Genomic DNA, 26,655 nt, shown 5'->3' with positions numbered 1-26,655 from the left:
CCCCGGCGCGAATGAGGCAGAACCTTGACGTTGCATCTTCGCAACAGCGAAATGTCAGCAGCAAGTTCGTGCTGCGCTGCACGCGGCTTGGTGCAAGGACTCCAGCGACCTATATTGCGGTCCGGCGGTTGCGAGTCCAAGAGGGCCCGGCACGTCGAACTGGGCACTTCGCCACAATGTTGCCCCAGGTGCGAACGCCGTTTAACGCATGCCGGGCCATATTTCGTCGGCGTCGCGTTTTCGGGCCGAAATTGAGGATTGACACATATGAGCAAAGCCACTGCCGTGGCGCTGGTGACCGGTGGGGCGAAGCGGATCGGCAAGGCGATTGTCGAGGACCTTGCCAGCCATGGCTTTGCGGTCGCCATCCATTCCAATCGCTCGCACGATGCGGCGGATGCGCTGGCCGCGGGGATCAACCGGTCGGGCGGGCGTGCCGCCGTGGTTGCGGCCGACCTGACCGACATGGATGCCGTCGGCGACCTTGTCGGCCAGGCGGAGGCCGCGCTGGGCCCAATCTCGCTGCTGGTCAACAATGCTTCGCTCTTCGTCGATGATTCCGTCGAGGATTTCGACTGGCGCGCCTGGGACCGCCATTTTGCCATTCACCTGAAAACCCCGGCGCTGTTGGCGCAGAACTTCGCCCGTTCCTTGCCGGAAGGGCAGGACGGGCTGATCGTCAACATCATCGACCAGCGCGTCTGGCGGCCGACGCCGCGCTATTTTTCCTATGCGCTATCGAAATCGGCATTGTGGACGCAGACGCAGATGTTGGCCCAGGCGCTCGGGCCGCGCATCCGCGTCAATGCGATCGGGCCAGGCCCGACGCTGAAGAACGTGCGCCAGAACGATTCGGATTTTGACGCGCAGGTCGCTGGCCTCATTCTGAGGCGCGGCCCGGAATTGCCGGAATTCGGCGCCACCATCCGCTATCTCTGGCAGGCGCGCTCGGTCACCGGTCAGATGATCGCGCTCGACGGCGGCCAGCATCTTGCATGGCAGACGCCCGATGTGACAGGCATGGCGGAATGAGTCCTTTGGATCACAAGAACAAGGCGCGCGGCGGCGCTGATGATCTTCCTCCCGAAATCGACCTCGAGGACGAGGCACTGGAGGAGATCGTCGAACCGGTTGGCCCGGATGTCGCCTTCACGGCCATCGACTGGACGCCGCATGCAGGCGACGCCGAAGGCATGGTCGGCGCCGAGGTGATTCAGACACTGGTCAAGCGGCTGCCCAATGCGCCCGGCGTCTACCGGATGATGAACGCCGCCGGCGACGTGCTCTACGTCGGCAAGGCGCGCAGCCTGAAGAAGCGTGTCACCAACTACGCGCAAGGCAGATTCCACACCAACCGCATCGGCCGCATGGTGCGCGAGACGTCGACGATGGAATTCGTCGTCACCCGCACCGAGATCGAGGCGCTGCTGCTCGAAGCCAATCTCATCAAGCGTTTGCGGCCGCGATTCAATGTGCTGATGCGGGACGACAAGTCGTTCCCGTATATCCTTTTGACCGGCGACCATGTCTCGCCCGGCATTTACAAGCATCGCGGCGCGCGGTCGCGCAAGGGCGACTATTTCGGCCCCTTTGCCTCGGCCGGTGCCGTCGGCCGCACCATCAATTCCCTGCAGCGCGCCTTCCTGCTCAGAAGCTGCACCAATTCTTTCTACGAGAACCGCACGCGGCCATGCCTGCTCTACCAGATCAAGCGCTGCGCGGGTCCGTGCACCGGCGAAATTTCGCATGAGGGTTATGCCGAGTTGGTCGCCGAAGCGAAGGACTTTTTGTCCGGCCGCAGCCAGAAGGTGAAGACCGAGATTTCGGCCGCCATGCAGCAGGCTTCGCAAGACCTCGATTTCGAGCGCGCCGCCATCTATCGCGACCGACTGGCGGCCCTGTCGCACGTGCAAAGCCATCAGGGCATCAACCCGGCGACCGTCGACGAGGCCGATGTGTTCGCCATCCACCAGGAAGGCGGCCAGGTCTGCATCCAGGTGTTTTTCTTCCGCACCGGCCAGAACTGGGGCAACCGTGCCTATTTCCCGAAGGCCGATCCGGCGCTGGAGGGATCGGAAGTGCTGGGCTCGTTCCTGGCGCAGTTCTATGACGACAAGCCGACACCGCGTGCCATTCTCTTGTCGCAGACCGTCGAGGACCAGGAACTGCTGGCCGAGGCGCTCTCGACCCGCGCCGGCCGCAAGGTGGCGATTTCCGTGCCGCAGCGCGGCGAGAAGAAGGACCTGACCGACAACGCCCTGCAGAATGCGCGTGAGGCACTCGGCCGTCGGCTGGCCGAAACCTCGACGCAAGCGCGGTTGCTTGCCGGTTTCGCCGAGACCTTCGGCCTCGCCAAGCCGCCGGTGCGCATCGAGGTTTACGACAATTCGCACATCATGGGCACCAACGCCGTCGGCGCCATGGTCGTCGCGGGGCCGGAAGGCTTTGTGAAAAACCAGTACAGAAAATTCAACATCCGCTCGACCGAGATCACGCCAGGCGACGATTTCGGCATGATGCGCGAAGTGATGGAGCGGCGTTTTTCGCGGCTGCTCAAGGAGCATGGCGATGTCGCCGTGGCTGAGCATGCGGCAGCGGGCGAGGCGATGGCGGCCGAGGCGGGCGATGATATCGAGGACGACATTTCCGGCAGCTTCCCGGCATGGCCGGACGTCATCCTGATCGATGGCGGCCAAGGCCAGATGACGGCGGTGCGCAAGATCCTGTCGGATCTCGGCATCGAGGACCGGGTCGTCGCCATCGGCATCGCCAAGGGGCAGGACCGCGATGCCGGCCGCGAGCGTTTCTTCGTCAGGGGCAGGGACTCGTTTTCATTGCCGGTTCGCGACCCCGTGCTCTATTTCGTCCAGCGGCTGCGCGACGAGGTCCACCGCTTCGCCATCGGCTCGCACCGGGCCCGCCGCAAGAAGGAGATGGTCAAGAGCCCGCTCGATGAAATCGCCGGCATCGGCCCCGGCCGCAAGCGCGCCCTGCTGCTGGCATTCGGAACCGCCAAGGCGGTCAGCCGCGCCGCGATCGAGGATCTGAGAAAAGTCGATGGCATTTCCGAGCAGGTCGCCAAATTGGTCTACAATCATTTCCACGAAAGTTGAAAAAATTCGCCACTTTCAGCTGGCCAGTCGAATCTGGCCTGTTGACCCCCTACAACAGCTTCTGATTTGAGTACGCAGGTAGAAAGAGTCCACCAGACATGGCCCAGCGCGCGTTCAACCTGCCTAATATGCTGACCTACGCCCGTATCGTCGCGGTGCCGCTGGTCGTGTTGTGTTTTTTTCTCGAAGGCCATCTGAAATCGAGCGACTTCGCTCGCTGGTCGGCGCTGGTCATTTTCCTGCTGGCTTCCGTTACCGATTATTTCGATGGCTATTTTGCGCGTGCCTGGCAGCAGACCTCCAACATCGGCAAGATGCTCGATCCGATCGCCGACAAGCTGCTGGTCGCCACGTGCCTCTTGCTGCTTGCGGCCGACACCGACCGCCATGCCGGCATCGCCGGCTGGTCGCTGTGGGCGGCCATCATCATCCTGTGCCGCGAAATCCTGGTTTCTGGCCTGCGCGAATATCTGGCGGCACTCAAGGTCTCGGTGCCGGTGACGCAGCTCGCCAAGTGGAAGACCACCATTCAGATGGTCGCCATCGCTTTCCTGCTGGCGGGGCCGGCCGGCGACAAGGTCTTCCCACTGACAACGCAGACCGGTCTCGTGCTGCTGTGGATCGCGGCCCTCGTAACGCTCTACACCGGCTACGACTATTTCCGCGCCGGCCTCAAGCACATCATGGACGAGTGAGATGACAACCCGTCTCATCTACTTTGCCTGGGTTCGCGAACGGATCGGCATGCCGGAAGAAGATGTCGAACTGCCGGCCGGCATAGAGACGGTCGCCGACCTCTTGCGCTGGCTGCGGTCGCGCGGCGAAGGCTACGAACACGCATTGCAGTATCCCGACGTGATCCGCGTTGCCATCGACCAGGAACATGTCGACCACCGCGAGAAGATATCGGGCGCGCGCGAAATCGCGCTGTTCCCGCCGATGACCGGGGGCTGACAGTCATGTCGGCCGTCCTGGTAGCGACCGTGCGCATTCAGCGCCAGGATTTCGACGTCGCCGCCGAGATCGCCGCACTGACGCAAGGCCGCGTCGACATTGGCGCGGTGGTCACCTTCTCAGGCCTGTGCCGGGACGAGCAGGGCGCGCTCTCGGCACTCGAACTCGAGCACTATCCGGGCATGGCTGAAGCCGAGATCGGCCGCATCGCAACCGAAGCAAGCGAGCGCTGGCCGCTGCAAGGCCTCACCGTCATCCATCGCCATGGCAAGATCGCGCCGGGAGAGAACATCGTGCTGGTGGTAGCCGCTTCGGCGCACCGCCAGGCGGCGTTCGAGGCGGCGGACTTCCTCATGGACTATCTCAAGTCGCGTGCACCCTTCTGGAAGAAGGAACATCGCACCGACGGCTCCGAGGGCGGCTGGGTCGAGGCCAGGGAAACCGATGCCCAGGCAGCCCGGCGCTGGAAGCGGCCGACATCCGAATAATACCGTGCCGACCCTGCTCGTCCATGGCAACCGCGCCCGCTCGGCGCCCATCGAGCTGACGGGCATTCCGTCCGCCAAGCTCATTCCGCACTGCCGTTTCCTCGTTTACGAGGGCGCGCCGCATGGCCTCATGTACACCCATATGGATCGGCTGCATGCCGATGTGCTGCGATTCGTGCGCGAGAGTTGAGCGCAAGCAAAAAAAAGGCCGGCGAAACACCGGCCTTCTCGCCTGGAACGTGCAGTGTCGGCTCAGCCGACGATTTCGGTATCCGAGAACCAGTACTTGATCTCCTGCGCGGCCGTTTCCGGCGCATCCGAGCCGTGCACTGAATTCTCACCGATCGAGAGCGCATGCACCTTGCGGATGGTGTCTTCGGCGGCGTTGGCCGGATTGGTGGCGCCCATCACTTCGCGGTTCCTGGCGATGGCGTTCTCACCTTCCAGCACCTGCACGACGGTCGGGCCCGAGGACATGGAGTCCACCAGCTCGCCGAAGAACGGGCGCTCCTTGTGGACGGCGTAGAAGCCCTCCGCCTCGCGGCGGCTCATCCACACCCGGCGCGAGGCGATAACGCGCAGGCCGGCTTCTTCCAGCATCCTGGTGATGGCGCCGGTGAGATTGCGCCGCGTCGCGTCCGGCTTGATCATGGAAAAAGTGCGTTCGAGCGCCATGGGTCGTCCTTGTCTGAATTCGAATTGAGAGTGGCGGGCTCTATACAAGCCGCCCGGCTGATTGCCAAGAGGGCTGAGGAGAGGGGTGAGGAGCCGGGGTGAGGCGTGGTCCGCCAAGCGTTCGAGCCAAATTGTTTGGTTTCCGGGCGACGAACGCCCGGAGCGACAGCGCAGGGCCGGAATGGTCGGTATTTCCGTGGCTGATCCCGTCGGCCGTCGGCATCAGACGGCTGCACAGCAACGGTTTGCTTGCTATAGTCGCCCGGTCGGCGCCGCGCTGGAGTCGGCCCGAATGGAGACAACATGACCATGACAGACGATCGTCAGGAGCGCATTCGCAACCGTGCACATCAGATCTGGCAGGAAGAAGGGCACCCGGCCGGTCAGCACGAACGCCATTGGCACCAGGCGGCGGCCGACGTCGACCGGGAGGACGCGGGGAAGCCGACGGTGGGCAAGAAGCCGGCCAAGAAGGCACCTGGCGCCAGCAAGGCAAAAGCCGCGCCCAAGCAAGAAAAGCTCGTCGCCAAAGCCAGCAAGCCGAAAGCCAGCAAGCCAAAGAAGGCGGCCAAGTAAGGCGGCGAAGTAAGGTCAGCTGTTCGGCCCCTGATTTTCGCAACAGGCTGACAGGCTCGATCTGCCCTGCGGATAGAAGGCCTTTGCGGCGTCACGCCGCCGCCGCAACCTTTCGTCCAAGCCCGCCATGCAGGTCGAGGCAGCGGGTGAACCACTGCGCCACCACGTCGCTGTCTTCGAGCAACTTGTACGGCGATGCGATGCGCGCCCATTGCAATGCGCCGAAGACGATATAGTCGGCAAACAGCGGCGAGGCGCCGCCGATGAATGGCTGGTAGCTCAACATGGAGCGCAGCGGTTCCAGTGCCGCCCGGAAGGTTGCCAGGCCGGCGTCGCGTGCGGCGACGACGTCCTCCAGCCGCTTGCCGAAGCGCTGCTCCCGGCTCTGGCGGAAATACGAGCCATTCTGTTCGTCTTGCATGGCATGAAGGTCGACGAGCGCCGCCGTGGTGACGTAAGGGTGGATGGTCGATTGCGACCAGCGCTCGATGAAGCGCGCCATCGTCTTGCCGCCTTCGCCGCCAAACAGGCTAGGCCGATCCGGATAGGCCTCTTCGAGATAGAGCGCGATGGCAAAGGAATCGGTGACGACCTTGTCGCCGTCGCGGATCACCGGAACGGTTTTCGAAACGCCGCCCTCAACGGCGGGCACTTCGAGAAAACGCGTCGGCGCGGTCGAGATATCGAGCCCCTTGTGGGCCAGCGCCATTGTTGCCTTCCAGCAATGTGGACTGAACGGGCGGCCCTCGTCACGCCCGACGAGTTCGTAAAGCAGAATGGTCATTGGCGCGGGTTCCTTTGCGGTCTAGGTATCGCTCCCGACACCCGAAACGGACCGGCGGGAAAAAATGAAACAGCACTTCATGATGTTTGCGGCATACAATCAATGGGCCAATGGCCGCATCTACGATGCCGCCGACGATCTCAACGACGAGGAATTCAATCGCGACGTCGGCGCCTTCTTCGGCTCGCTGATGGGCACGCTCAACCACCTGCTCGCCGCCGATCGCATCTGGATGAAGCGCTTCACCGGCGAAGGCGCCGCGCCGACGACATTGGACGCTATATTGTACCGGGCCTTGCCTGTCCTGAGGACAGCGCGCGAGGCCGAGGACCGGCGGATTATCGACTGGCTCGGCGGCTTGAGCGACAAGGCGCTGTCGGGTCGCTTCACCTATATGACCGTATCGGACATGCGCACCGTCTCGCAGCGGCTGGCGCCCGCGCTGGCTCATGTCTTCAACCACCAGACCCATCACCGCGGCCAGGCGCATATGATCCTGACGGTCCTGGGTCGCCCGTCAGTGCCGCTCGATCTGGCGCATTTCCAGCGCACCGAGGAGGGCAGGGCTTTCGCCTGATCCAGATGGTTTCGTTCTAAATTCGATGGCGAACGGTTGGCGCGGACTATCGCCGCATTTTCACACAGCCGCCGAAGCCAGGCCGGTGACTTCGCCATCCAATTGGCTCTGTGTCAGAGCCGCTTCCGCCATCACCCATTGCTTGAACCGCAGCACCTTGCGCGCGGCAAGGCTCTTGTGGGGCGAGACGAAATACCAGCCGGCCGTGTTCGGATGGTGGACGGCAAAGGGAGCGACCAGCCTCTCGGCGCGGATGTCGCTGGCCATATAGGCACGGTTGGCGACGGCAAAACCCATTCCGGCATTGGCCGCCTCGTAGGACATCATGCACGAGTCGAAATAGATGCTTTTGGTCTCGCTGAGCACAAAACTGGCCCCGGCGAAACCAAGCCAGGATTGCCAGTTCTGGGTGCAGGTGTCGGAATGCAGCAGCGTGAAGTGCTTGAGGTCGTCCGGCGTCACCTTTGACACCGGCTTGTCGCCGAGAACCTCATGGAACAGTTTGCGGTTGCACACCGGGGTCAGGTCTTCCCGAAACAGCAGGTCGGACGGCAGTCCGTTGAAATGGCCGTCGCCATAGCGGATTTCCAGATCGAATTCGGAAGTCGTGAACTCATGCGTCGCGTACGAGGTCGAAACCCGCATCACGATATCGGGATGTTGCTGCTGGAACAGCGGCAGGCGCGGAAACAGCCAGCGTGCGGCAAATGTCGGCAGCACGGATATTTTCAGCACATGTTCCTGTGATTGCCCGGTCGCTTCCATGCTGGCGGCGACGATACGCTCCAGCGCCTCGCGAACGCGCGAGACATAGGTCTCGCCCTCCGGTGTCAGCGACACCGCATTGCCGCCGCGCTGAAAAATCTTGAAACGCAGCTGGTCCTCCAGGCTCTTGACGCGCTGGCTGACCGCCGATGCGGTGATGAACTGTTCTTCTCCGGCACGCGTGAAATTGCCGTGCCTCGCAGCACTCTCCACGATTTTCAGCGAATTGAGGTTGACCTGACTGAGCAGACGCACGGTTTCGACCTTAAGCTTGGCTTACGGTAGCACTAGCATTCCTAATTTTACAGGGGGGGCTAATTTAATTGACTGTTAACCAAGTGTTTGCCCCACTTGGAGAAGTACAATGAACGCACATACGATACCCGAATTGCGCTATGCGATGAGCCGCGAGGCCATTATCGGCCACGAAACCGCCTGGAAGGTGTCGAGCTTCGGCGTTGCGCAGTATCTGCATGGCTATGATCCGGCACTGCTTGCCGCGATCGAGGAGGCCGCCCTGAAGCTCAAGGCCAGCCATGCCGTGCACAAGCATCTCGATCTGACCTTCATCACCGGCGCCGACCGTTTCATACCTGAAATCAAGGAATTGCTGAACGACAAGTTGCGCCTGGAGCGCCTGTCCGACATGATGGGCACGAAGCTGGAACCCTATCCGCTGTCGATCGTAGGTTCGACCGTTACCTTCATGAATCCCAGGGATGGCGCCGTCGAATGGCATTGCGACGGCGTTCCGGTCACCGAACTCATTCCGCTGTCGATCAGCGATCCGCTGGTCGGCGGCCATCTCGAAATCTATTGCGATGATTCCGAGACCGGCCGCGCCATTCTCGAATCCGGCCGCGAGATTCCGCGCAACCGTATCATGCGCATCGATCACAAGATGAGATATGCAACGCTCGGGCAGTTCCTCGGCGTCCTGCACCGCACGGCGCCGATCCAGTTCGGCGAACGCGTCACCCTGGTGCTCAACCAGCGCTCCGTGGCCAAGCCCTATGTCGACGACAACAGGATGTTTTACCTTGCCGCCGACAACGATCACGACCGCGAATGGGTCAATGAGCTGGCCGAGGACGTGTGGACCAATCAGCTGCCGGCCTATCGCCGGTTCGAGGCGGAACATCCGACGCCGGCCCCGGCCGAAGCACCGGTTCCGGGTGGGGCCAGGGAATCATGGTAACGATCCATGATCCGGAAAGGGAGCCGGTTTTCGGACAGGATCATGGTCGAACGCAGAGATAGAGCCCCATGGCGCTTCCTTCGGCATGGATCAGGCTCGATGTCCGCGCTGGTCTTCGCCACCGGCGCGGTGGCGTTGTGGTCGACAAATGCGCTGGTCGGCAAATCCCTGCTGGCCAGTCACCCGGTGTCGCAGGTGCAGTTCCTGCAATTTGTAGGGGCTGCACTGGTCTTCGCGGCCATCCGATTGATGAGCCGAGAGAAAGCCATGGCAATCGCGGCGAGCACCGCGCTGGCGCCGCTCGCGGTCGGCTTCATCGGTCTGGTCGGCACCATGGTGCTGCAATATATCGCCTTCGCCTCGATGCCGGTGATCGAAGCCAATCTGGTGGCCTACACCTGGCCCTTGATGGTTGCCGCGGCCGTGATCGCCTTCGAAAATCCCCGGCGTCCGGCTTTGCTGGGCCTTGCAGCGGCCCTTGGGTTCGTCGGCGTCGCGCTGGTGATTTCGGGAGGCCGCGACCGCACCTGGTTTCAGGGTGATCTCGCCGGCTATCTGTGCGCATTCGGCTCCGCGCTGTGCATGGCTTTCTATTCGGTGATGGTGGGACGGCTCGCCACTTCGCCGGACCGCCTGTTGCTGCCATCGTCGCTGGTTGGCGTCGCTTTGACCCTTATATGGTCCGCTCGCGAAGGCTTCGCCTGGCCCACCGGGGTGGATCTGGCCCTCGGGCTCTATCTCGGTGCCGGCCCTATGGGGCTTGGTTACTACTTCTGGTCGCGGGCCCTGAAACTGGGAGGCAGCGGGAAGGTGGCTGTCATTGCCTATCTCACGCCGATCGCTTCGACACTGCTGCTGACCTTGTCCGGCGAACGGTTGACGACGACAGCCATTGCCGGAGCCGTCCTTGTCATAGGCAGTTGCATCGCGGTCGGACTGGAACGTTCGGAGGCGGAAAACTATGTTTGACGACAATGAACGTCTCGCCAGGCAGGAAGCGCATTGGCTGATCAAGGAATTTGGCGCCGAGGCACCACTTTACGCCGCGATGAAGGCCGAAAAGGCGATCGAGCAGAAGGATTTCGGGCGTTGTGCCCGCTGGAAGCGTATTCTTGAGATATTGGCTGACAGCCGCTCGACCAAGTCTGCCGTATCCAAGTATTAGATTTTCTAATTTGCACGAGGTCGATTTCCCATAAAAGTAGTTGACGCCAAGTCTTGATTCGTTTTGGGACTTGGCGGGTCCGTTGGGGGCACGGTTAAAGAGATACATCGACAAAAGTCTTCACTGGGGTAGACGACTTTGTCGCAAACAGGGTGAAAGAATTGTCAAATATCGAGGATAAGATCGTTATCGAGCTAACCGCCGATATTGTCTCGGCTTATGTAGGCAACAATCCGCTCCCGGCTTCGGGCCTGCCTGACTTGATTGCCAGCGTCAGCGCCTCGGTCCGAAAGCTGGCTGGTGCGGCTGTCGTGGAAAGCCCGAGCCTTGTTCCGGCCGTAAATCCGAAAAGGTCGGTGTTTCCCGACTACATCATCTGCCTGGAGGACGGAAAGAAGTTCAAGTCGCTCAAGCGACACCTCAGGACGGACTACGGTTTGAGCCCTGACGACTATCGCGCCAAATGGGGCTTGCCGCCGGACTACCCGATGGTCGCGCCGAATTACTCCGCGACCCGGTCGGCGTTGGCGAAGTCGACGGGACTTGGCCGCAAGCCGGCCGTTGCGCCGGCAGTCGTGGCCAAGGCGACAAAGCGCGGCAAGGCGGCTGCCTGAGGCCTTGCCGACTGCACGGCAGGCCGCTGTCGCGGCTCTGACGGCACGGTTGTGGGCGCCGTTTCAAGGCCTTGTGCGGCCAACTGGCCGGCAAGGCCTTGCGAAGCGTTGATGTCCAGTGCAAAAGCGCGGCCATGCTTATCATCAACGACCTCTCGCTCCGCATGGCGGGGCGCCTGCTTCTCGACCACGCCTCGCTCACCCTGCCGGCCGGCACCAAGGCCGGTCTTGTCGGCCGCAACGGGACCGGCAAGACGACGCTGTTCAAGGCCATAACAGGCGATTTCCCCTCCGAGACGGGTTCGATCAGCCTGCCGAAGAATACGCGGATCGGTCAGGTGGCGCAGGAAGCGCCCGGCACCGAGGACCCGCTGATCGAGATCGTGCTCAAGGCCGACCTCGAACGTTCCGCGCTCCTCGAAGAGGAAAAGACCGCCACCGATCCGCACCGCATCGCCGACATCCACATGCGGCTGGCCGACATCGACGCCCATTCGGCCGAGTCTCGCGCGGCCACCATCCTGGCCGGCCTAGGCTTCGACGACGCCGCGCAGCGCCGTCCGGCCTCGTCCTTCTCCGGCGGCTGGCGCATGCGCGTTGCGTTGGCCGCCGTGCTGTTTTCGGAGCCCGACCTTCTGCTGCTCGACGAGCCGACCAACTATCTCGACCTTGAAGGGACGCTGTGGCTTGAGAACTATGTTTCAAAGTATCCGCACACGGTGCTTCTGATTTCGCACGACCGAGATCTGCTCAACCGTGCCGTCAATTCGATCGTTCATCTCGACCAGAAGAAGCTGACGTTCTGGCGCGGCGGCTACGACCAGTTCGAGCGCCAGTATACCGAGCAGAAGGAATTGCAGGAAAAGGGCCGGGTTAAGCAGGAGGCCGCCCGCAAGCACATGGAATCCTTCGTCGAGCGTTTTCGCGCAAAGGCCTCCAAGGCAAGGCAGGCACAGTCGCGCATCAAGGCGCTGGAAAAGATGAAGCCGATCTCGGCCATCGTCAACGACACGGTACGGCCGTTCTCTTTCCCCGAGCCTGTGAAGACCGTGGCCTCGCCGATCGTGGCGCTGAACAACGTCAATGTCGGCTACACCGAGGGTCAGCCGATCCTGAAGAAGATGACGCTGCGCATCGATGCCGACGACCGCATCGCGCTGCTCGGTGCCAATGGCAACGGCAAGTCGACCTTCGCCAAACTTCTGTCGGGTCGTCTGAAGCAGGAAACCGGCACCATGACGGTGGCGCCGGGTTTGAAGGTGGCGATCTTCGCCCAGCACCAGCTCGACGATCTGCGTCCTGAGGAAAATGCCTATGAGCACGTCCGCCGGCTGATGCCAGAGGCGCCGGAATCGAAAGTGCGTGGCCGCGTCGCCCAGTTCGGCCTCACGACCGAGAAAATGAATACGCCCGCCAAGGACCTGTCCGGTGGCGAGAAGGCGCGCCTTCTGATGGGCCTGTCTGCCTTCGAGGGCCCGAACCTGTTCATCCTCGACGAACCGACCAACCATCTCGACATCGACAGCCGCGAATCGCTGATACATGCGCTGAACGAATTTCCCGGCGCCGTTATCCTGATTTCGCACGACCGCCATCTGCTGGAAGCGACCGCCGACCGGCTGTGGCTGGTCAAGGACGGTGCGGTCAATCCCTATGACGGCGACTTGGAGGATTACAAGACTTTGGTCACCGGCGTCTCCGGCGACCGCCGTGGCAAGCGCGAAGCGGACAAGGCGTCAAAAGCCGACCGTCGCCGCGACGCGGCCGCACGCCGCGCCGCCTTCGAACCGCTGGCCAAGGAAATCCGCGCCACCGAGGCGCTGATGGATCGCATCCGCAAACGCATCGACGGCATCGAGGACGAGCTGTCCAATCCGGCGGTCTATGAAAAGGATCCCTCGACCGCGACGCGGCTCGCCAAGGAGCGCTCGCAGCTTGCGCAGACGCTGGCAGGCCACGAGGAAAAATGGCTGACCATGTCGGCCGAATATGAGGAAGGCACGGCGGAGTAGGGTGCGTGATCTCTCGACGAGGTGGAGATTGGCTGATTATCTGGCCCTACACGCCACTCCCGAAACCCGCTACACATCTCCCATGAACCAGCACGCCAACCTCCGCATCGGCCATTCGGCCTGTCCGCATGATTGCCCGTCGACCTGTGCTCTCGAGGTCGAACTGCTCGACGGCAGCCGCATCGGCCGGGTCCATGGCGCCAAGGCCAACAGCTACACGTCGGGCGTCGTCTGCGCCAAGGTCGCCCGCTATGCCGACCGCGTCCATCATCCCGATCGTCTGCTGAAGCCGCTGGTGCGCAAGGGCGCCAAGGGCGAGGGCGTCTGGCAGGAATCTAGCTGGGAGGCCGCTCTCGATCTCGTCGCCGAGAAATTCGACGCGGCCGAAGCGAAGTACGGCTCGGAGACGGTCTGGCCCTATTACTATGCCGGCACGATGGGGCTGGTGCAGCGCGACGGCATCGAGAGGTTGCGCCACGCGAAAAAATACTCGGGCTTCTTCGGCTCGATCTGCACCAATCTCGCCTGGACCGGCTGGATGATGGGGGCAGGCGCGCTGCGCGGACCGGACCCGCGCGAGATGGCGAAATCCGACTGCGTGGTGATCTGGGGCACCAACGCCGTGGTCACGCAGGTCAATGTGATGACCCACGCCATCAAGGCGCGCAAGGAACGCGGCGCGAAGATCGTGGTCATCGACGTCTATGAGAATGCGACGATGAAGCAGGCCGACATCGGTCTGGTCCTGAAGCCCGGCACCGACGGCGCGCTCGCTTGTGCGGTCATGCATGTCCTGTTTCGCGAGGGCCTGGCCGACCGCGCCTATCTGCAGAAATACACGGACGATCCGACGGGCCTGGAGGCGCATCTCGTTACCCGCACGCCGGAATGGGCGGCTGATATTACTGGTTTGACGGTCGCCGAGATCGAGACCTTCGCGCGCCTCGTCGGCGCGACGAAAAAGACCTATTTTCGCCTAGGCTACGGCTTTGCCCGCCAGCGCAACGGCGCCGTCAACATGCATGCCGCGGCATGCATCGCCGCCGTCACCGGCGCCTGGCAGTATGAGGGCGGCGGCGCCTTCCATTCCAATTCCGGCATCTTCAAACTCAACCAGGAGGTGCTTGAGGGCACGCGCATGCGCGATCCCTCGATCCGCTATCTCGACCATTCGCGCATCGGCCCGGTGCTGACCGGCGCCAGTGACGCGCTTTATGGCGGGCCCCCGGTGACGGCGATGCTGATCCAGAACACCAATCCGGTGAATGTCGCGCCCGAGCAGCGGCTGGTGAAGCAGGGCTTCCTGCGAGATGATTTGTTCACCTGCGTGCACGAGCAGTTCATGACCGACACGGCCAAGCTGGCCGACGTCGTGCTGCCGGCGACGATGTTCGTCGAGCATGACGACATCTACAAGGGCGGCGGCAACCAGCACATCACGCTCGGCCCCAAGCTGATCGAACCGCCGGAAGGGCCGCGCACCAACCATTTCGTCATCGAGCAGCTGGCCGGGCGCCTTGGTGTCGCCGACAGGCCGGGCTTCGGGCTGACCGAGCAGCAGCATATCGACATCATCCTCGGCAAGCGCGGGTTGGGCAGCTTCGCCAGCTTGGAAGAGCAGAAGTGGATTGATCTGCAGCCGGATTTCGAGACGGCGCATTTCATCCGGGGCTTTGGCCATGCGGATGGCAAATTCCGCTTTCGCGCTGACTGGACCGGGCAGGCGGCTCCGAACCGGCCGCCGAAGAGCATGGGCCTGTTCGGCCCGGTGGCGCGATTGCCCGAATTTCCTGATCATGTCGACCTGATCGAGGTGGCTGACGAAGCCCATCCGTTCCGGCTGACGACCTCGCCGGCGCGCAACTTCCTCAACTCGACCTTTTCCGAAACACCGGTCTCGAAGGCCAAGGAGGGCCGCCCGGAACTCCTGCTGCACCCCGAGGACGCGGCGGCTCTGGGGCTGGCCGAGGGCGACCGTGTCGAGATCGGCAACATGCGCGGCGAGGTGGTGCTGCACGCCAGATTGTTCGGCGGCATCAAGCGCGGCGTCGTGATCGCCGAAGGTATCTGGCCGAACAGCGCGCATGAGCGCGGCGAGGGCATCAATGTACTGACCGGCGCCGACGCCCCCGCACCCTATGGCGGCGCTGCCTTTCACGACAACAAGGTCTGGCTGCGCAAGGCAGATTGAGCCGAGCGGAGCCAGGTCGTCCGCGAGCCCATCACACCGGCAGGGTTTCGGCCACCTTTTTCCTGTTTTGCCGTTGGCGGATGTCATCGGCGACCGCCTGGGCCTCGATGCCAATTTCGCGCAACAGCCCGGTGACCGCGTTGTGAAAGCCGACCAGATAGAGGCCGAGATCCGAAGCTTGGGCATTGACGCCGCTGGGGCCGGGCTCGACGCCGGGTTCGAGGAACCTGGCATAGCCTGGCCGGTAGCCGGTGGCGAAGAGGATGGCGTCGAATTCGCCGTGCTTGCCGTCCGCAAAACGGGCACCGCGTTCCGAGATTTCGGCGATGTCGGGCGCCACCTTGATCGCACCTTCCCGGATCTTGCCGATGGTGCCGACATCGATCACCGGAATGCGCGACGCAAGGGCGATCTGCTGCAGCAATCCCTGCTTCGGCCGTCTGAGCCCAAACTTCTCCAGCCTCCCCAGCACCAGATCGAGGATGACGGGGAACAGCGCGTCGTTGATGCGCTGCGGCCCGAGCCGCGTCGCCATGCCGACCATCTGGATCGGCACGCCGAACAGTTCGCGCGGGACGATGTGAACGCCCCCGCGCACCGAGATCGTCGGTCGGGCGCCGCCTTCCACCAGGTCGAGCGCAATCTCCGCGCCGGTATTGCCCATGCCGACGACCAGCACCGATTGGCCGGCAAAAGGCGCGGCGTTGCGATAGTCGGCGCTGTGCAGCGTCTTGCCCTTGAAGGCCTCGATGCCGGCAAATCTGGGCAGCAAGGGTTCGGCATTGTAGCCGGACGCGATCACCACATGCGAAGCGCGTAAGGCGCCGGAGGTCGATTCCACCCGCCAACCGCGGCCATCCCTGGCGACCGCTCGCACCGTTTCGCCGAAGCGGGGCTCCAGGGCGAAGCGTTTTGCATAGGCGTCGAGATACTCGACCACGAGGTGGCGCGGCACATAGCGCGGATAATCCCTTGGGAAGGGAACGAAGGGCAGCGAGGTGTAACGCTTGGTCGTATGCAGATGCACACGGTCATAGTGACGCCGCCAGGCTGGCGCGGCCTGCTGCTCCTTTTCAAGCATGACGAAATCCTGCCCGGCCTGGCGAAGACACGCGGCAACCGCCAGGCCCGCCGGCCCGGCACCGATGATCGCGACTTTCGTGGTTTCGCCCATGCGCGCCTCCACCTCCAATTGGCGATCCAGAATGTCAGAAACGTGGCAAGGGTGCCACCGGCTCATCCAGGCAGGGGCACCGTCAACCCGACCTTGACGCGGTCCATGGCGACGAAGGTGCGGAACTTCCGCACATTGTTGCTGCCGAAGAACAGTTTTCGCGTCAGCGCCTCGTAGGCGCCCATGTCGGCCACGGCGATGACGAGGATGAAGTCGGCCTCGCCGGTGACATAATAGCATTGCTGTACTTGCGGCTCCGCCGAGAATTGCCGCTTGGCCTCGTCGATCAGTTCGGTGCGTTCGCTCTCGAGCTCCACCTCGACGAAGATAGTGATCGGCTGGCCGACGGCCGCCGGCTCGACAACGGCGACATTGCCGGTAATGACGCCGGTCTGCTCCATGCGCTTGATGCGGCGCTGCACGGCTGGCGCCGACAGGTTCACCGCCTCGCCGATCAGCCGTTGCGGCGTCGTGTTGTCCCGCTGCAGGATGGCAAGGATGGCGAGATCGAAGCTGTCGAGTGAGGCTGGCGACTGAGACATTGCTATCCTGACGAAACAAACTTGCATTTCAAGAGCTAAATTGCGGCGCTTTTTGCGCAGGTTTTGCAATATATCTTCTCTTGGACGCCTAGGAGAGACCGCCAATGTTCCTGCCCAATCGCCATGCCTTGCACCGCCAGCCGCTGGACGAGGCCGATGCCGAAACCCTCGGCATCGCCGGGGCGGACACTGTCGAGCGTTTCCTTGCCCGCCGTGACAATCACTTGGCGACGCCGCTGCACGCCCTGCCGGCATTGGCTGGCGAACTCGGTCTCGGCACCTTGCATGTCAAGGACGAGGGCTTTCGCCTCGGCCTAGGCAGCTTCAAGGCGCTGGGCGGCGCCTATGCGGTCTTCCGCCTGGTCCTGGAGGAGGCAAGCAAGCGGCTCGGCCGCTCCGTCGGTGTCGCGGATCTCGATCGGCCCGAAGTCCGGTCGGTCGCGGGGACCATGACGGTTGCTTGCGCTACCGACGGCAACCATGGCCGCTCCGTCGCGCAAGGCGCCGAGCTTGTTGGCGCAAAGGCAGCGATCTTTGTCCATGCCGGCGTCAGCGACGGGCGCGTCGCGGCCATCGCCCGCTATGGGGCGGAGATGATCCATGTCGACGGCAATTACGACGATTCGGTCAGGCAAGCAGCGCGCGTCGCCGCGGAGAAAGGCTGGACGGTGGTTTCCGATACCTCATGGCCGGGCTACGAACGCATTCCGGGCCTCGTCATGCAGGGCTACACGGCGATCGTGCGCGAGGCGCTGGGCCAGATCTCCGAACCGCCGACCCATGTCTTCGTGCAGGCCGGCGTCGGCGGCATCGCGGCGGCGGTCGCCGGCCATCTCGCCATCGTGCTTGGCGAAGCCAGGCCGGTTTTCACGGTGGTGGAACCCGCCCGTGCCGCCTGCGTTTTCGGCGCCGCCAAGGCCGGGCATCCGGTCAAGATCGCGCATGGCGAGGCGACAGTCATGGCGATGCTCGAATGCTACGAGGCCTCGCCGGTCGCCTGGCGCGTGCTGGCACGCGTCGCCGATGCGTTCATGACCGTCGACGAGGACGAAGCCATCGCCGTGATGCGGCGGCTGGCACGCCCGGCCGGCAACGATCCGGCCATCGTTGCCGGTGAAAGCGGCGGGGTCGGCCTTGCCGGGCTGATCCGGGCGATGGCCGATCATAAGGCCGAGCTTGGCCTCGACGCCACTTCGCGCGTGCTGGTCGTCAACACCGAAGGCGCGACAGATCCCGGCCGCTATGCCGAACTCGTCGGCACGAGTCCGGCAGATGTGCTTGCCGGCAAGGTGCTTTCTGGAGCGACGCCATGACCTTGATCGATGCGATGACCTCGATCGACGCACAAAGGCTGCTTGGCCGCATCCGCGAACTCGGCGGCATCGGTCGTGATGGCGAGGGCAGATTGGTGCGGCTGGCCGCCTCCGACGCCGACAGGCTGGGTCGCGACCGCTTCGTCGGCTGGCTGCGCGAGGCCGGTCTCGAAATCGCCATCGATCGCATGGGAAATATCTTCGGCGTCTGGCAGGTGCCGGAGAATGCCGGCCATGCGCCGATCCTCATCGGCTCGCATATCGACACCGTCATCGATGCGGGCATCTATGACGGCTGCTACGGCGTGCTCGCCGGGCTGGAGGTGATCGAGACGCTGAAGGCGTCGGCTCTTGTCCCGTCGCGACCACTCGCGGTCGCCGCCTTCACCAACGAGGAAGGGGTTCGCTATTCCCCCGACATGATGGGTTCACTGGTCCATGCCGGCGGCGTCGGTATCGACGAGGCGCTGGCGGCCGTCGGCACCGACGGCAGCGTGCTGGGAGAGGAACTGGCCCGCATCGGCTATGCCGGCGACGAGGAGCCGGGCTTCCTCAAGCCGCACGTCTATCTCGAATTGCATATCGAGCAGGGCCCGGTTCTGGAACGCGAAGGCGTGCCGATCGGTGCTGTGGAAAACCTGCAAGGCATCTCCTGGCAGCGCATCACCATAGACGGCGTCGCCAACCACGCCGGCACCACGCCGATGTCGATGCGCAATGACGCCGGGCATGCGGCCGCGCGTGTCGTCACGTTCCTGCACGACCGCGCCAAAGCCTCGAACACGCCGACCGTTGCAACGGTCGGAACGATGCGTTTCGAGCCAAACGCCATCAATGTCATTCCCTCGCGCGCCGTCTTTACCGTCGACCTGCGCGACCCTTTCGAGCATCGCCTGCAAGCCGAGGAAGCCGCACTCGCCGCGTTTCTTGAGAACCTGGCCGCCGATGGCGTCGCGATCTCGGTCGAGCGGCTGGCCCGCTTCGAGCCGGTGATCTTCGATATCAGCATTGTCGAATTGATCGAAGCTGCCGCGAAGAAGCGCGGGTATGCATCCAAGCGCATGACCTCAGGCGCCGGCCACGATGCGCAGATGATGGCGCGCCTCGCGCCCGCGGCGATGATTTTCGTGCCGAGCGCCGGTGGCATCAGCCACAATCCGCGCGAACATACCGCCGATGCCGAGCTTGTCGCCGGCGCCAACATCCTGCTTGATATCGTCGCCCACCTTGCGGATCGGGAGGTATCAGGCGATGGCTGAAATCGATCGTGATGTGCTGAAGCTGGAGATGACCGAATGGCGGCATGATCTGCACGCGCACCCTGAATTCGGCTTCGAGGAGGAGCGCACCGCGGCCTTCGTTGCCGCCAAGCTGCGCGAATTCGGCCTGGACGATGTCGCCGAGGGTGTCGGCGGCACCGGGGTCGTCGGGACTTTGAAGCGCGGCAGCGGCAACCGCGCGATCGCGCTGCGGGCCGACATGGATGCTCTGCGCATATCAGAGCAATCAACCGCGCCATACCGCTCCGGCAATCCCGGAATCATGCATGCCTGCGGCCATGACGGCCACACGGCGATGCTGCTCGGTGCGGCCAAGCTCATGGCCGGGGAGGGCGGTTTCGACGGCACCGTGCGCTTCATCTTCCAGCCGGCGGAGGAATGGGGAAAAGGCGCGTTGGCGATGCTCGACGATGGCCTGATGCAGCGCTTTCCCTTCGACGAGATCTTTGGCCTGCACAACATGCCGGGCTTGCCGGTTGGACATTTCGAGACCCGCGCCGGCCCGGTCATGTCGGCCGAAGACGTCTTCGAGATCGTGCTCAGGGGATTGGGCGGTCACGCTGCGCGGCCGCATTCGGGTCAGGAAACGCTGGTCGCCGCCTGTGCGCTGGTTACCAACCTGCAGACCATCGTCTCGCGCCGGCTGAGCCCGGCCGACATCTCCGTGGTTTCGGTGACCGAACTGATCACCGATGGCACCCGCAACGCACTGCCGGGCATCGCCCGCATCCTTGGCGACGCGCGCAGCTTCCGCCCCGAGGTGAGCGCCAAGATCGAATGCCAGATGCGCATCATCGCCGAAGGCATCGCTACCGCTTACAACGTTGCCGCCGAGGTCAACTACACCAGGGAATTCGTGCCTTTGCGCAACGATGCCGAACTGGTCGACGCGGCCTTTGCCGCCGCCGGGACTGTTTTCGAACGCGGCAATATCGCGGTCGCCCGCGAGCCGATGACGGCGTCGGAGGATTTCGCCCGCTTCCTCGACCACGTGCCGGGCTGCTTCGTCTTCCTCGGCAACGGCGAGGCCTCGGCACCGCTTCACAATTCCAGTTACGACTTCAACGACGACGGGCTGTTGTTCGGCGCCAGTTTCCATGCCGCCATCGCCAGGCAGCGGCTTGGGACTTGAACCCCCGGGGGGATTTTCGCGGCATTTAGCGGGGGAAAACGCCGGGGAAAGGCCGAAATCCTTGATCTGGCATGACGCTACGGCAAGACTCAGCTACCCTCGCTCACGCGGCGGACCTGATATCCGCCTGGCCGGCGCTATCAGATTACCTCCCAAGCGGCGCCGGCCTTCTCTCCCGCATGCTAAATTAGATTTCGTTAAAGTTAGAACGTTCGCGCTCGGCGGAAGTTAGGGTTTTACTGTCATGGCTGTGGCACGCTTTTGGATGCTGCGGGTTCATAGATGCGCGGGCGGAGCTGGATAAAGGCGGTGCGTCAGGACGAAGCGCGGCGGGTGCGCGCCCGCATCGCTCAACTCGAACGAGACTTGACCGCCGCCTCGGCGCAGACACGACAGCTGCGCCAGGACGCAGGCCACGAGCTGCGCAATGCCAAGTTCCGCCTCGAGCGTCTCGAGGAATGCATCGCGGCAATGCGGTGAAGATCCCGCAATCGTTTTTGCGCAATGCTCCATTCACTGGCTGGCAATGCCATTGTTCACGACAGGAATGGCGAGATCTTGATCGGCCCCAGTCGCCTTTGTCGGCGGCAATTTGTTGTCGCAGGCCGAGAAAGCCAAAGTCACCAGCGCGAGGATCAGTCCCAGCTTTTTCATGGCTACTTCCTCCACCCGCAGAACGAGGCGGTGTCGGTTTGGTTGCACGATTGCGCCGAGGGAACAAAATCCCCTGCCTCAGGTTGACCCAGCGAAGGAGGACCGCCGCATGATCCGTTTGCTTCTGGTTGGCACGCTGGCCTTTGTCACTTACCGTCTCGCCCGCAAGATGATCGACGAGGTTCCCGACAGTGTCGATCCGCTCTTGCTGCCAGCGCCCGCAAACGACCGCGAGGCGCTACGCCGGCAGTCGGCGTCGATGGGCGTTGACCCGAAACGCTGATTGCTCCCGCTGTATTGGCGGAGCTGCTTCTCTGTTGCGAACAAAGCGGAAACGATGCTTGATGGGCGATGAACCTCGCCGCCCATGATTCGACGTTTTTGGAACAGACCGGCCAGCCGGCTTATCTCGCCCGGCTGAACGACGCCCAACGCCAGGCCGTCGAACATGGCGACGGCAAGATTGCAGGCCCGCTGCTGGTTATCGCCGGCGCCGGCTCCGGCAAGACCAACACGCTGGCGCACCGCGTCGCCCACTTGATCGTCAAGGGAGCCGACCCGCGCCGCATCCTGCTGATGACGTTTTCGCGGCGCGCCGCATCCGAAATGGCGAGACGTGTCGAGCGCATCGCCGGCGAAGTGCTCGGCCGCGACGCCGCGGTGATCACGGACGCACTGACCTGGGCCGGCACTTTTCATGGCATCGGCGCGCGGCTGCTGCGGGACTATGCGCTGGAGATCGGCCTCGATCCGGCCTTCACCATCCATGATCGGGAGGATTCCGCCGATCTGATGAATCTCGTGCGCCACGAACTCGGTTTGTCCAGGACGGAAGCGCGCTTTCCGACCAAAGGCACCTGCCTTGCCATCTATTCGCGCGCCGTCAACGCGCAGGCGCCGCTGGGTGAGGTACTGGGGTCCGCCTTCCCCTGGTGCGCCGGCTGGGCCGAGCAGCTCAAGCAATTGTTTGCCGGTTACGTCGAGGCCAAGCAGGCGCAGAATGTGCTCGATTACGACGATTTGCTGCTCTACTGGGCGCAGATGACAGCCGAGCCTGAAATCGCCACGCATCTGGGCGGACGGTTCGACCATGTGCTGGTCGACGAATATCAGGACACCAACCGGCTGCAGGCCTCGATCCTGATGGCACTCAAGCCCGACGGCGCCGGGCTGACGGTCGTCGGTGACGACGCGCAGTCGATCTATTCGTTCCGGGCCGCCGAGGTGCGCAACATCCTCGACTTCCCCGGACAGTTTGCGCAGACCGCCGATGTGGTGATGCTGGAGCGCAATTATCGCTCGACCGAGACCATTCTGGCGGCCGCCAACGCTGTCATCGGCGAAGCCTCGGAGCGCTTCACCAAGAACCTGTGGTCGGAACGCAAATCCGCCGACAAACCGAGACTTGTGACCGTGCGCGACGAGGTCGAACAAGCGAACTTCGTCTGCGACACCATCCTTGCCGAGCGCGAGGCCGGTACCGCGCTGAAGTCGCAGGCGGTGCTGTTTCGCGCCTCGCATCACAGCGGGCCGCTGGAGATCGAGCTGACGCGGCGCAACATCCCTTTCGTCAAGTTCGGTGGCCTGAAATTCCTCGATGCCGCGCATGTCAAGGACGTGCTGGCGGTACTGCGCTTTGCCGAAAATCCGCGCGATCGTGTCGCCGGCTTTCGCGTGCTGCAGCTTCTTCCCGGCATTGGCCCTTCCGCCGCCGCGCAGGTCGTCGAGGCCATGACATCGGCGCTGGACGAGGCGATGGGACTGGCCGGCTGGCGTCCGCCGCAGCGCGCCGCCGACGACTGGCCCGGCTTCGTCTCGCTCTATTCCGGCTTGCGCGCCGGCGCCAAATGGCCGGCCGATCTCGAACAGGTCAGGCTGTGGTACGAACCGCATCTGGAGCGCATCCACGAGGATGCGATCACGCGCCGCGCCGACCTGCTGCAACTCGAGCAAATCGGCTTGGGCTATGCTTCGCGCGAACGCTTCCTGACCGAGCTGACGCTCGATCCGCCGGACGCAACCAGCGACCAGGCCGGCCCTCCGCACCGCGACGAGGATTATTTGATCTTGTCGACCATCCACTCGGCCAAGGGCCTGGAGTGGAAGAACGTCTTCGTGCTGAACACGGTCGATGGCTGCATTCCGGCCGATCTCGGTGTCGGCACCAAGGAAGATATCGAGGAGGAGCGACGGCTGCTCTACGTGGCGATGACACGGGCCAAGGACAATCTCAACCTCGTCATGCCCCAGCGCTTCTTTCCGCATGGCCAGGCGGCACGCGGCGACCGCCATGTCTACGCCTCGCGCACCCGTTTCATTCCGGCCTCCATCCTCGCCGCGTTCCAGCAGCTTTCGTGGCCGGCCGCGCAAGCGGCGCAGGGCAGGGCGCCTCGGCCGGAGGTGCGCGTCGACATCGGCGCGCGCATGCGCGGCATGTGGAAATAGCAGGAAGTCGATGCCGCAGCCGCCGATCAGGATCGCCATATCAGGCGCTCTCGGCCGCATGGGTCGCCAGATGGCGGATGCGGTGCGGGCCGATGCGCGTCTGGCGCTCACCGGCTGCTTTCACCGTCCGGGCAGTGTCGGCGATGGGCTGGTGAGCCGCGACGAGGCAATTGCCATGGCTGACGTGGTCGTCGACTTCACCACGCCGGCCGCCTCCGCGGAACTGGCCAGATTGTGTGCCGGAAGGGGCGGGCCAGCCCTGGTGATTGGCTCGACAGGCTTCGAGGCCGCCGAGATGGCCACCATCGGCCATGCCGCGAAAACCATTGCCATCGTGCGCTCCGGCAGCTTCTCGCTCGGGCTCAACATGCTGGTCGGATTGGTCGAACAGGCGGCGCGGGCGCTCGACCCCGATGACTGGGATGCGGAGATTTTCGAGGCGCATCATCGCCACAAGATCGACGCGCCTTCGGGCACGGCGCTGATGCTGGGGCAGGCTGTTGCCGGCGGACGCGAAATCGGGCTGGCCACGGTTGCGAGGCGCGTCCGCGATGGCGTCACCGGCGCGCGGCCGGCGGGCGAGATAGGCTTCGCGGTGGCGCGGGGTGGCGCCATCATTGGTGAGCACAGCGTCAGCTTCTGCACGGAAGGCGAGACCGTCACCTTGGCGCATTCGGCTGGCGACCGCATCATGTTTGCACGCGGCGCCATCGCCGCGGCATTGTGGGTGGCGGGCCGCGCTCCCGGCGAATATGACATGCGCGACGTATTGGGTTTTGGCGCATCGTAACCAGCAAATCCTGGCTGTTTTCATTCCCCGGTTGCTAAAGTGGCTGAAAGCCAGCTGAAAGCTTGGGCATGCAATTGATTCATTGCGGCGTTCGCCGCGTGACCGGTGCGGGAGTGGCCGGCAGGAGGAATGCGGCGCAGCCTGGATGGCGCGCCGCCCAGGTGGAGGAAGTTACATGACCGGTTTGATCTCGAAGTGCATCTTGCGTTCGGCGGCGCTGACGCTCGCCATTGTCGGCACGGGCGCGACCGCGGCGTCCGCCGCGGACAAGATCACCATCATTGTCGGCGGCATGGAAAAGCAGATTTACCTGCCGGCCGTGCTCACCCAGCAGCTCGGCTACTTCAAGGATGAGGGGCTCGACGTCGAACTGATCAACTCGCGAGCCGGCGTCGAGGCCGAGAATGAATTGCTGGCCGGCGCCGTGCAGGGTGTTGTCGGCTTTTATGACCACACTGTCGACCTACAGTCAAAGGGCAAATACATCGAGTCGATCGTCCAGTTCAGCCAGGCCCCTGGCGAGGTCGAACTGGTCTCCGCCAAGCACCCGGAGATCAAGTCGCCGGCCGACTTCAAGGGCGCCACGCTGGGCGTCACCGGGCTTGGGTCGTCGACCGATTTCCTGACCCAATATCTTGCCGTCCGCAGCGGCCTGAAGCCGGGTGATTACACGCTGCTGCCGGTAGGCGCCGGCAACACCTTCATCGCCGCAGTCAAGCAGGACCAAATTCAGGCCGGCATGACCACGGAGCCGACCATCGCGAAATTGCTCAAGACCGGCGAGGCCAGTGTCCTGGTCGACATGCGCACGCCCGAAAAGACCAAGGAAGCGCTGGGCGGCGACTATCCTGCGGCATCCTTCTACGTCCAGTCTTCCTGGGTCGAAGGCCACAAGGACGAAGCACAGAAGCTCGCCAATGCCTTCGTCAAGACGATGAAGTTCATCGCCGGCCATTCGGCCGAGGAGATCGCCGACAAGATGCCCAAGGACTATTACGCCGGCAACAAGGATCTCTATATCCAGGGGCTCGCCGGCGGCAAGGCGATGTTCACGCCCGACGGACGCATGCCGGCCGATGGCCCCGAGACGGTGCTGAAAGTTCTGTCGACCTTCTCCAAGAGCCTGCAGGGCAAGCAGATCGACCTGTCGAAAACCTTCACGACGGAATTCGTCGACGCCGCCAAGTAGGCAGGCAGGCGAGGCGGGTTACCCGGTTCGCTCTTGAGGAACAACAAGTTGCGCCGCTGGCCTGAATCGATTTGGCAGCGGCGCGCCTACCGATGTCGAGAGATGGCGACCACAAGTTTTGGCCGCAGGCATTCTCGCATCATCGCCACAGGAGTATGCCATGCAAGTGCAAACGATGGCGGCTGAGAAGTTGTCTCAGGCCGCGCCGCCGGCCGATGCCGCGATCGCCATCGATGATGTGACGCTACGCTTCGTCACGCCCGACGGCCATATGATGACGGCGATCCGCGACTTCACCATGACGGTGGCGCGTGGCGAATTCGCCTGCGTCGTCGGGCCGACCGGCTGCGGCAAGTCGACGACGCTCAACCTCGTCACCGGCCTGCTGCGGCCGACCACAGGTCATGTCCGCGTCATGGGCAAACCGGTCACCGATATCAGCCGCGACATCGGTTTCGTCTTCCAGGCCGATGCGCTTTTTCCCTGGCGAAGCGTCATCGACAATGTCGCCGCCGGTCCGCTTTATCGCGGGATCCCCAAGGCGCAGGCCTATGATCGGGCCCGCGACTGGATCGCCCGCGTCGGCCTCGGCCGCTTCGAAAAACATTATCCGCACCAGCTTTCGGGCGGCATGCGCAAGCGCGTCGCCCTTGCCCAGACCTTCATCAACCAGCCGAAGATTCTGCTTATGGACGAGCCGTTCAGTGCGCTCGACATGCAGACGCGCACGGCCATGCAGGACGAATTGCTCGGCCTGTGGTCGGAACAGAAATCCTCCGTCGTCTTCGTCACCCACGATCTGGAGGAGGCGGTGGCGCTGGCCGACAAGGTCTATGTGCTCACCGCCGGGCCGGGAACGGTCAAGAGTGTCTACCGCATCGACCTGCCGCGTCCGCGTGTCATGGTCGACATCCGTTACGACCCGAAATTCGTCGAGATCGCCAAGGTGATCTGGAACGACCTGCGCGAAGAAGTGCAGCTCGGCCAGAGCCGCACCTTGCAGAGCGGGCATTGAGAGGAGACA

The 26,655-nt window shown here is 63.4% G+C and carries 29 protein-coding genes; 23 read left to right on the top strand and 6 right to left on the bottom strand.

The window, feature by feature from the left end:
• The first annotated feature begins 267 nt into the window (after positions 1-267).
• The 6 genes from LB524_RS09620 to LB524_RS09595 all read left to right on the top strand — a co-directional run bounded on the left by LB524_RS09620 (position 268) and on the right by LB524_RS09595 (position 4,745).
• Complete coding sequence (locus LB524_RS09620) at positions 268-1,032, top strand: SDR family oxidoreductase (RefSeq protein ID WP_140726315.1); 765 nt, start codon at positions 268-270, stop codon at positions 1,030-1,032.
• The gene (uvrC, locus tag LB524_RS09615; protein ID WP_140790590.1) at positions 1,029-3,113 is read left to right on the top strand and encodes an excinuclease ABC subunit UvrC; all 2,085 of its coding nucleotides are present in this window, start codon (positions 1,029-1,031) and stop codon (positions 3,111-3,113) included. The genes LB524_RS09620 and uvrC overlap by 4 nt, the downstream gene beginning before the upstream one ends.
• A 98-nt stretch (positions 3,114-3,211) precedes the next feature.
• Positions 3,212-3,808, top strand: a complete 597-nt coding sequence (gene pgsA, locus LB524_RS09610) for a CDP-diacylglycerol--glycerol-3-phosphate 3-phosphatidyltransferase (protein ID WP_015318470.1) — start codon at positions 3,212-3,214, stop codon at positions 3,806-3,808.
• 1 nt (position 3,809) lies between these two features.
• On the top strand, positions 3,810-4,067 hold the full coding sequence (gene moaD / locus LB524_RS09605; protein ID WP_140664705.1) for a molybdopterin converting factor subunit 1: 258 nt from the start codon (positions 3,810-3,812) through the stop codon (positions 4,065-4,067).
• Between the two features lie 5 nt (positions 4,068-4,072).
• Entirely contained in the window at positions 4,073-4,555 is a 483-nt protein-coding gene (locus LB524_RS09600; RefSeq protein ID WP_140823715.1) for a molybdenum cofactor biosynthesis protein MoaE, read from the top strand.
• A 4-nt stretch (positions 4,556-4,559) separates the two neighbouring features.
• Positions 4,560-4,745 carry an alpha/beta fold hydrolase gene (locus LB524_RS09595; protein ID WP_140823714.1) on the top strand — a complete coding sequence of 62 codons (186 nt, stop codon included), beginning with the start codon at positions 4,560-4,562 and terminating at the stop codon, positions 4,743-4,745.
• A 62-nt stretch (positions 4,746-4,807) separates the two neighbouring features.
• Here the strand turns inward: LB524_RS09595 and ndk are convergent, their stop codons facing one another.
• Positions 4,808-5,230 (bottom strand): nucleoside-diphosphate kinase, encoded by a 423-nt coding sequence (gene ndk / locus LB524_RS09590; protein ID WP_140823713.1) that lies wholly within the window; start codon positions 5,228-5,230, stop codon positions 4,808-4,810.
• A gap of 303 nt (positions 5,231-5,533) precedes the next feature.
• On the opposite strand from ndk, the gene LB524_RS09585 reads away from it, so the two are divergent.
• Positions 5,534-5,806, top strand: coding sequence for a DUF2934 domain-containing protein (locus LB524_RS09585; RefSeq protein WP_140617197.1), 273 nt, complete (start codon positions 5,534-5,536; stop codon positions 5,804-5,806).
• Positions 5,807-5,897: 91 nt separating this feature from the next.
• Here LB524_RS09585 and LB524_RS09580 read toward each other — a convergent pair whose 3' ends face one another.
• Positions 5,898-6,590 carry a glutathione S-transferase family protein gene (locus LB524_RS09580; RefSeq protein ID WP_140823712.1) on the bottom strand — a complete coding sequence of 231 codons (693 nt, stop codon included), beginning with the start codon at positions 6,588-6,590 and terminating at the stop codon, positions 5,898-5,900.
• A gap of 64 nt (positions 6,591-6,654) precedes the next feature.
• Here LB524_RS09580 and LB524_RS09575 point away from each other — a divergent pair, with 64 nt between their 5' ends.
• Positions 6,655-7,167 carry a DinB family protein gene (locus LB524_RS09575; RefSeq protein WP_015318464.1) on the top strand — a complete coding sequence of 171 codons (513 nt, stop codon included), beginning with the start codon at positions 6,655-6,657 and terminating at the stop codon, positions 7,165-7,167.
• 60 nt (positions 7,168-7,227) lie between these two features.
• On the opposite strand, the gene LB524_RS09570 is transcribed toward LB524_RS09575, so the two are convergent.
• Positions 7,228-8,187 (bottom strand): LysR substrate-binding domain-containing protein, encoded by a 960-nt coding sequence (locus tag LB524_RS09570; RefSeq protein ID WP_015318463.1) that lies wholly within the window; start codon positions 8,185-8,187, stop codon positions 7,228-7,230.
• Between the two features lie 109 nt (positions 8,188-8,296).
• Here LB524_RS09570 and LB524_RS09565 point away from each other — a divergent pair, with 109 nt between their 5' ends.
• From LB524_RS09565 to LB524_RS09540, 6 genes are all read left to right on the top strand, one after another.
• On the top strand, positions 8,297-9,130 hold the full coding sequence (locus tag LB524_RS09565; protein WP_181166384.1) for a hypothetical protein: 834 nt from the start codon (positions 8,297-8,299) through the stop codon (positions 9,128-9,130).
• Positions 9,131-9,172: 42 nt separating this feature from the next.
• Positions 9,173-10,099, top strand: coding sequence for a DMT family transporter (locus LB524_RS09560; RefSeq protein ID WP_318012223.1), 927 nt, complete (start codon positions 9,173-9,175; stop codon positions 10,097-10,099).
• Positions 10,092-10,295, top strand: a complete 204-nt coding sequence (locus tag LB524_RS09555) for a hypothetical protein (protein ID WP_015318460.1) — start codon at positions 10,092-10,094, stop codon at positions 10,293-10,295. The genes LB524_RS09560 and LB524_RS09555 overlap by 8 nt, the downstream gene beginning before the upstream one ends.
• A gap of 161 nt (positions 10,296-10,456) precedes the next feature.
• Positions 10,457-10,909 carry a MucR family transcriptional regulator gene (locus LB524_RS09550; RefSeq protein WP_224525586.1) on the top strand — a complete coding sequence of 151 codons (453 nt, stop codon included), beginning with the start codon at positions 10,457-10,459 and terminating at the stop codon, positions 10,907-10,909.
• Between the two features lie 134 nt (positions 10,910-11,043).
• Positions 11,044-12,921: an ABC-F family ATP-binding cassette domain-containing protein gene (locus LB524_RS09545; RefSeq protein ID WP_140878575.1), complete on the top strand. Its 1,878-nt coding sequence runs from the start codon at positions 11,044-11,046 to the stop codon at positions 12,919-12,921.
• Positions 12,922-13,003: 82 nt separating this feature from the next.
• A complete protein-coding gene (locus tag LB524_RS09540) occupies positions 13,004-15,112 on the top strand; it encodes a molybdopterin-dependent oxidoreductase (protein WP_224526082.1) in 2,109 nt (702 codons plus the stop codon).
• A gap of 31 nt (positions 15,113-15,143) precedes the next feature.
• On the opposite strand, the gene LB524_RS09535 is transcribed toward LB524_RS09540, so the two are convergent.
• Positions 15,144-16,286, bottom strand: a complete 1,143-nt coding sequence (locus tag LB524_RS09535; protein WP_224525584.1) for a flavin-containing monooxygenase — start codon at positions 16,284-16,286, stop codon at positions 15,144-15,146.
• A gap of 62 nt (positions 16,287-16,348) precedes the next feature.
• Positions 16,349-16,828: an Lrp/AsnC family transcriptional regulator gene (locus LB524_RS09530; RefSeq protein ID WP_224525581.1), complete on the bottom strand. Its 480-nt coding sequence runs from the start codon at positions 16,826-16,828 to the stop codon at positions 16,349-16,351.
• Positions 16,829-16,932: 104 nt separating this feature from the next.
• On the opposite strand from LB524_RS09530, the gene LB524_RS09525 reads away from it, so the two are divergent.
• From LB524_RS09525 to LB524_RS09510, 4 genes are all read left to right on the top strand, one after another.
• A complete protein-coding gene (locus tag LB524_RS09525) occupies positions 16,933-18,141 on the top strand; it encodes a diaminopropionate ammonia-lyase (RefSeq protein WP_224525576.1) in 1,209 nt (402 codons plus the stop codon).
• Positions 18,142-18,155: 14 nt separating this feature from the next.
• A complete protein-coding gene (locus tag LB524_RS09520; protein ID WP_224526080.1) occupies positions 18,156-19,400 on the top strand; it encodes a Zn-dependent hydrolase in 1,245 nt (414 codons plus the stop codon).
• On the top strand, positions 19,393-20,553 hold the full coding sequence (locus LB524_RS09515) for a M20 aminoacylase family protein (RefSeq protein WP_015318452.1): 1,161 nt from the start codon (positions 19,393-19,395) through the stop codon (positions 20,551-20,553). The genes LB524_RS09520 and LB524_RS09515 overlap by 8 nt, the downstream gene beginning before the upstream one ends.
• Before the next feature lie 309 nt (positions 20,554-20,862).
• Positions 20,863-21,033, top strand: a complete 171-nt coding sequence (locus LB524_RS09510; protein WP_224525574.1) for a hypothetical protein — start codon at positions 20,863-20,865, stop codon at positions 21,031-21,033.
• A gap of 33 nt (positions 21,034-21,066) precedes the next feature.
• Here LB524_RS09510 and LB524_RS09505 read toward each other — a convergent pair whose 3' ends face one another.
• The gene (locus LB524_RS09505) at positions 21,067-21,207 is read right to left on the bottom strand and encodes a hypothetical protein (RefSeq protein ID WP_015318450.1); all 141 of its coding nucleotides are present in this window, start codon (positions 21,205-21,207) and stop codon (positions 21,067-21,069) included.
• A gap of 109 nt (positions 21,208-21,316) precedes the next feature.
• Here LB524_RS09505 and LB524_RS09500 point away from each other — a divergent pair, with 109 nt between their 5' ends.
• The 5 genes from LB524_RS09500 to LB524_RS09480 all read left to right on the top strand — a co-directional run bounded on the left by LB524_RS09500 (position 21,317) and on the right by LB524_RS09480 (position 26,646).
• Entirely contained in the window at positions 21,317-21,490 is a 174-nt protein-coding gene (locus tag LB524_RS09500; RefSeq protein ID WP_015318449.1) for a hypothetical protein, read from the top strand.
• Between the two features lie 68 nt (positions 21,491-21,558).
• Entirely contained in the window at positions 21,559-23,652 is a 2,094-nt protein-coding gene (locus LB524_RS09495) for an ATP-dependent helicase (RefSeq protein WP_224525570.1), read from the top strand.
• A 10-nt stretch (positions 23,653-23,662) separates the two neighbouring features.
• On the top strand, positions 23,663-24,442 hold the full coding sequence (gene dapB / locus LB524_RS09490; RefSeq protein WP_224525568.1) for a 4-hydroxy-tetrahydrodipicolinate reductase: 780 nt from the start codon (positions 23,663-23,665) through the stop codon (positions 24,440-24,442).
• A 175-nt stretch (positions 24,443-24,617) separates the two neighbouring features.
• The gene (locus tag LB524_RS09485; RefSeq protein WP_140617183.1) at positions 24,618-25,631 is read left to right on the top strand and encodes an ABC transporter substrate-binding protein; all 1,014 of its coding nucleotides are present in this window, start codon (positions 24,618-24,620) and stop codon (positions 25,629-25,631) included.
• Between the two features lie 160 nt (positions 25,632-25,791).
• Positions 25,792-26,646: an ABC transporter ATP-binding protein gene (locus tag LB524_RS09480; protein WP_224525565.1), complete on the top strand. Its 855-nt coding sequence runs from the start codon at positions 25,792-25,794 to the stop codon at positions 26,644-26,646.
• Positions 26,647-26,655 lie beyond the last annotated feature (9 nt).

The sequence above is a fragment of the Mesorhizobium sp. ESP6-5 genome, from assembly GCF_020164695.1.
GTDB lineage: Bacteria > Pseudomonadota > Alphaproteobacteria > Rhizobiales > Rhizobiaceae > Mesorhizobium > Mesorhizobium australicum.
Note: the sequence above shows the minus strand (reverse complement) of the source record. Positions and strands in the feature narration are given on the sequence as shown.

Excerpts from the sequence above, each read along its gene's own strand:
- LB524_RS09620 (WP_140726315.1), top strand. The coding sequence starts at position 268 with ATGAGCAAAGCCACTGCCGTGGCGCTGGTGACCGGTGGGGCGAAGCGG.
- uvrC (WP_140790590.1), top strand. The coding sequence starts at position 1,029 with ATGAGTCCTTTGGATCACAAGAACAAGGCGCGCGGCGGCGCTGATGAT.
- pgsA (WP_015318470.1), top strand. The coding sequence starts at position 3,212 with ATGGCCCAGCGCGCGTTCAACCTGCCTAATATGCTGACCTACGCCCGT.
- moaD (WP_140664705.1), top strand. The coding sequence starts at position 3,810 with ATGACAACCCGTCTCATCTACTTTGCCTGGGTTCGCGAACGGATCGGC.
- LB524_RS09600 (WP_140823715.1), top strand. The coding sequence starts at position 4,073 with ATGTCGGCCGTCCTGGTAGCGACCGTGCGCATTCAGCGCCAGGATTTC.
- ndk (WP_140823713.1), bottom strand. The coding sequence starts at position 5,230 with ATGGCGCTCGAACGCACTTTTTCCATGATCAAGCCGGACGCGACGCGG.
- LB524_RS09585 (WP_140617197.1), top strand. The coding sequence starts at position 5,534 with ATGACCATGACAGACGATCGTCAGGAGCGCATTCGCAACCGTGCACAT.
- LB524_RS09580 (WP_140823712.1), bottom strand. The coding sequence starts at position 6,590 with ATGACCATTCTGCTTTACGAACTCGTCGGGCGTGACGAGGGCCGCCCG.
- LB524_RS09575 (WP_015318464.1), top strand. The coding sequence starts at position 6,655 with ATGAAACAGCACTTCATGATGTTTGCGGCATACAATCAATGGGCCAAT.
- LB524_RS09565 (WP_181166384.1), top strand. The coding sequence starts at position 8,297 with ATGAACGCACATACGATACCCGAATTGCGCTATGCGATGAGCCGCGAG.
- LB524_RS09560 (WP_318012223.1), top strand. The coding sequence starts at position 9,173 with ATGGTCGAACGCAGAGATAGAGCCCCATGGCGCTTCCTTCGGCATGGA.
- LB524_RS09555 (WP_015318460.1), top strand. The coding sequence starts at position 10,092 with ATGTTTGACGACAATGAACGTCTCGCCAGGCAGGAAGCGCATTGGCTG.
- LB524_RS09545 (WP_140878575.1), top strand. The coding sequence starts at position 11,044 with ATGCTTATCATCAACGACCTCTCGCTCCGCATGGCGGGGCGCCTGCTT.
- LB524_RS09540 (WP_224526082.1), top strand. The coding sequence starts at position 13,004 with ATGAACCAGCACGCCAACCTCCGCATCGGCCATTCGGCCTGTCCGCAT.
- LB524_RS09535 (WP_224525584.1), bottom strand. The coding sequence starts at position 16,286 with ATGGGCGAAACCACGAAAGTCGCGATCATCGGTGCCGGGCCGGCGGGC.
- LB524_RS09530 (WP_224525581.1), bottom strand. The coding sequence starts at position 16,828 with ATGTCTCAGTCGCCAGCCTCACTCGACAGCTTCGATCTCGCCATCCTT.
- LB524_RS09525 (WP_224525576.1), top strand. The coding sequence starts at position 16,933 with ATGTTCCTGCCCAATCGCCATGCCTTGCACCGCCAGCCGCTGGACGAG.
- LB524_RS09520 (WP_224526080.1), top strand. The coding sequence starts at position 18,156 with ATGACCTCGATCGACGCACAAAGGCTGCTTGGCCGCATCCGCGAACTC.
- LB524_RS09515 (WP_015318452.1), top strand. The coding sequence starts at position 19,393 with ATGGCTGAAATCGATCGTGATGTGCTGAAGCTGGAGATGACCGAATGG.
- LB524_RS09505 (WP_015318450.1), bottom strand. The coding sequence starts at position 21,207 with ATGAAAAAGCTGGGACTGATCCTCGCGCTGGTGACTTTGGCTTTCTCG.
- LB524_RS09500 (WP_015318449.1), top strand. The coding sequence starts at position 21,317 with ATGATCCGTTTGCTTCTGGTTGGCACGCTGGCCTTTGTCACTTACCGT.
- LB524_RS09495 (WP_224525570.1), top strand. The coding sequence starts at position 21,559 with ATGAACCTCGCCGCCCATGATTCGACGTTTTTGGAACAGACCGGCCAG.
- dapB (WP_224525568.1), top strand. The coding sequence starts at position 23,663 with ATGCCGCAGCCGCCGATCAGGATCGCCATATCAGGCGCTCTCGGCCGC.
- LB524_RS09485 (WP_140617183.1), top strand. The coding sequence starts at position 24,618 with ATGACCGGTTTGATCTCGAAGTGCATCTTGCGTTCGGCGGCGCTGACG.
- LB524_RS09480 (WP_224525565.1), top strand. The coding sequence starts at position 25,792 with ATGCAAGTGCAAACGATGGCGGCTGAGAAGTTGTCTCAGGCCGCGCCG.